Raw genomic sequence first — 3,410 nt, 5'->3', positions numbered from 1 at the left:
ACGCTCCCACCCGCATCAGCCCCCTGGCAGCACTGCGCCCCACCGGATGACCCGATGGGGCGCAAAGACAGCCCACAATTCGCCAACAGCGTCCCCTTCCCGGTGAGGGGCCGTCGTCGTACAGTCGCAAGCCGGATGCATAACTGACGGAGCGTCAGGAGACGGACATGCGGCTCGGGCTCGCACTCGGTTACTGGGGCCGCGGCCCCTCCGCGGACCATGTGCCCCTCGCCCAGGAGGCCGAGCGGCTGGGCTACGACTCCGTGTGGACCGCCGAGTCGTGGGGGTCCGACGCGTTCACGCCGCTCACCTGGATCGCCGCGCAGACGTCAAGGATCAAGCTCGGTACGGCGGTTGCGCAGATGGCCGCCCGCTCTCCGACCACGACCGCCATGCATGCGCTCACGCTCGACCACCTCTCCGGCGGTCGCATGATGCTGGGGCTCGGGCTGTCGGGGCCGCAGGTGGTGGAGGGGTGGTACGGGCGGCCGTTCCCCCGCTCGCCGCTGACCGCCACTCGGGAGTACGTCGACGTCGTACGGCAGGTGCTGCGGCGCGAGGCGCCCGTCGAACTCGACGGGCGTTTCCACTCCCACCCGTACCGTGGCCCGGACGCCACCGGTATCGGGAAGGCCCTCAAACCGATCACCCACCCCCTCCGCCCCGAACTCCCCGTCCTCCTCGGTGCCGAGGGGCCGAAGAACGTCGCGCAGACCATCCGGATCGCCGACGGCTGGCTGCCGTTGTACTGGTCGCCGAGCAGGCCGGATGTGTACGGGGAGGCGGTGGCCGCCGATCTGCCGGAAGGCTTCCTCGTGGCGCCCATGGCCCGGGTCCAGGTCTGCGACGACGTCTCCGAGGGGCTGCTCCCCGTCAAGGTCATGCTCGGCTTCTACATCGGCGGCATGGGGCACGCGGCGCGCAACTTCCACGCCGATCTCATGGCACGCATGGGGTACGAGGAGGAGGCTCGGCGGATTCAGGAGCTGTTCCTCAGCGGGCGCAAGGAAGAGGCTGTGCTCGCCGTCCCCGACGCCTTCGCCGACGAGATCTCCCTCGTCGGGCCGCGTGAACGCATCGCCGAGCGGCTGGAGTTGTGGCGCAAGGGGCCGGTGACGGACCTGTTGGCGCTGGCGCCGGATGTGGAGACGCTGCGGGTGCTGGCGGAGCTGAACACGTAGTCCGCGTCCGGGTTTCATCCAGACTTCAAGGGTTAACCGAAGGGCATGTCTTCCCGTTGTCGCGGCGCCAATCAGGCCAGGTCGGTCATCGCGATCGCCGCCGACATCATCGCCGTCATCCTCGGCCTGTGGATCCTGATGTACCTGCTGGACGCAAACCGCGCGAGGGCTTCGTGCAGTTCATTCACGACGCCGCCCGCTGGCTGGCGGGCTGGTCGCACGACCTGTTCACGTTCGACGAGGCCTGGGCGCGCGTGGTCGCCGGCTACGGACTCGCCGCGGTCGTGTACCTCTTCGTGGGACACACGATCGCCAATCGGATACACCGGCACTAAGAGGTCGTTTTTATCTGTAGTGCGGTGCTATATCTAGTTTTACGCCCACCGATGATCTGGTGCTGGCGAGTCTGGCGTGCGGGCCGCGGCTGGTGAAGGCGGGTGATGTGGTGTCTGGGGAGAGAGCCGACTTACGCCTGCCTCATTCCGGGACGCCCGGATCTGTCCCGCGCTCCCGCGAGGCAGAACACGCGACTGGGCGCACGCCCCAATCGGCGGTATGCCCCGGTCATGACGGACCGTCGTGCGTATCCGAGTGATCTGTCCGATGCCCGCTGGGAGTTGATCGAGCCGGTGCTGTCCGCCTGGCGCTTCGAGCGCCGCGGCCGTGCCCTGGACTTCGGCCGACCACCCCGGCACGACCTGCGCGAGATCATGAACGCGATTCTCTACGTGGACCGCACCGGCTGCCAGTGGGCCTACCTCCCGCACGACTTCCCGCCCCACCAGACGGTCTACGGCTACTTCGCCAAATGGCAGACCGACGGCATCTTCGCCCAGCTCAACGGGCTGCTGCGGGAGTTGGCCCGCCAGCAGGAAGGCCGCAACACGCACCCGTCCGCCTGCGTGATCGACGCGCAGAGCGTCAAGACCTCCACGTCCGTGCCCGCCAAAAGCCAGGGCATCGACGCGGGCAAGAAGATCGTGGGCCGCAAGCGCAGCATCGTCACCGACACCCTGGGCCTGCTGCTGGCGGTGCTGGTCACGGCGGCCGGTGTCCAGGACTCCACCGCCGGCCGGCCCCTCCTCGAGCAGGCCGCCGCTGACCACCCCACCCTGCGCAAGGTCTGGGTCGACGGCGGCTACCGCAAGCAGCTCGTCGAGCACGCCGCCACCCTCGGCATCGACATGGAAATCGTCCAACGCACCCCCGGGACCAGGGGATTCACCCCAATCCCGAAACGGTGGACGGTCGAGCGAACCTACGGCTGGCTGATGCTGCACCGCCGCCTGGCGCGTGACTACGAAACCCACCCCCACCGTTCCGAAGCCATGATCCACCTCGCTATGACCGACCTCATGGCCCGCCGTCTCACCGGAGAGAACACCATCTCGTGGCGCGACCCGACATCACCTGACGAAGTCCATATCCCGGGATGAAACATAGGGAGAAAACGACCTCTAAGCAGGCCAAGGGCAGTGACTACCGCCCGGACTGTGGCGGTAGCAGCGCCCAGCCCCCTAGAAAGAGAACGAATATTCCCCGTCCGAACGAGTGACCTCAGCGGACCAGCGTCGTTAAGCAGGCCGTCGAAGGCATGCAGCCGGGACGATCGAGAGGGGGCAGCATGCTGGTCGGGCGGAAGTACCGCGCATACCTGAATCAGCACCAGACTGAATACGCCGAGCACATCGGCCACGCCTGCCGTACCGTCTGGAACGTTGCACTTGAACAACGCCTTGCATATCGACGCCGAAACGCCTACATCAATTACCGGGATCAGGCCGGGGAGTTGGCCGACGCGAAGAGTGAACATACGTGGCTCAGTGCGGTACCGGGCCACTGCCTTCAGCAGACCCTCATTGACCTGGACAAGGCATGCCGGATTCATGGCACATGGAATGTGAACTGGCGCGGCAAGAGCGGCAAGCACTTCTGGTCACCGTCGTTCCGCTTTCCAGAGGGGAACAAGATTCGTGTGGAACGGCTTGGGCGGAAGTGGGGCCAGGCCAAGCTCCCCAAGATCGGCTGGGTGCGGTTTCGATGGTCACGTTCCCTCGGCGGCACAGCGAGATCGGCCACGCTCAGGCGTGACGGTGACCGTTGGTATCTCTCGATCCTGATAGAGACGGGTACACGGTCACGTCCGCGGGAGTGGTGTATTGACGGCCACTCGGTGATCTCGTTTTGAGGCTATGCGGTGAGTTCGGTGGGTAGGTCGGTCTCGCTGGT

The 3,410-nt window shown here is 66.4% G+C and carries 3 protein-coding genes and 1 pseudogene; all 4 read left to right on the top strand.

Annotated elements, in window-relative coordinates; all coding sequences use genetic code 11:
• The first annotated feature begins 167 nt into the window (after nucleotides 1-167).
• Nucleotides 168-1,181: an LLM class F420-dependent oxidoreductase gene (locus ACFU95_RS50805; protein WP_383844700.1), complete on the top strand. Its 1,014-nt coding sequence runs from the start codon at nucleotides 168-170 to the stop codon at nucleotides 1,179-1,181.
• Nucleotides 1,182-1,226: 45 nt separating this feature from the next.
• Nucleotides 1,227-1,516: pseudogene (locus tag ACFU95_RS50800) on the top strand (hypothetical protein).
• 231 nt (nucleotides 1,517-1,747) lie between these two features.
• On the top strand, nucleotides 1,748-2,617 hold the full coding sequence (locus tag ACFU95_RS50795; RefSeq protein WP_383844697.1) for an IS5 family transposase: 870 nt from the start codon (nucleotides 1,748-1,750) through the stop codon (nucleotides 2,615-2,617).
• Nucleotides 2,618-2,805: 188 nt separating this feature from the next.
• Complete coding sequence (locus ACFU95_RS50790; RefSeq protein ID WP_383844694.1) at nucleotides 2,806-3,369, top strand: helix-turn-helix domain-containing protein; 564 nt, start codon at nucleotides 2,806-2,808, stop codon at nucleotides 3,367-3,369.
• Nucleotides 3,370-3,410: the final 41 nt, after the last annotated feature.

Source organism: Streptomyces sp. NPDC057623, from assembly GCF_042800355.1.
Lineage (GTDB): Bacteria > Actinomycetota > Actinomycetes > Streptomycetales > Streptomycetaceae > Streptomyces.
This window is presented reverse-complemented; position numbering and strand designations above follow the sequence as displayed.

Excerpts from the sequence above, each read along its gene's own strand:
- ACFU95_RS50805 (WP_383844700.1), top strand. The coding sequence starts at position 168 with ATGCGGCTCGGGCTCGCACTCGGTTACTGGGGCCGCGGCCCCTCCGCG.
- ACFU95_RS50795 (WP_383844697.1), top strand. The coding sequence starts at position 1,748 with ATGACGGACCGTCGTGCGTATCCGAGTGATCTGTCCGATGCCCGCTGG.
- ACFU95_RS50790 (WP_383844694.1), top strand. The coding sequence starts at position 2,806 with ATGCTGGTCGGGCGGAAGTACCGCGCATACCTGAATCAGCACCAGACT.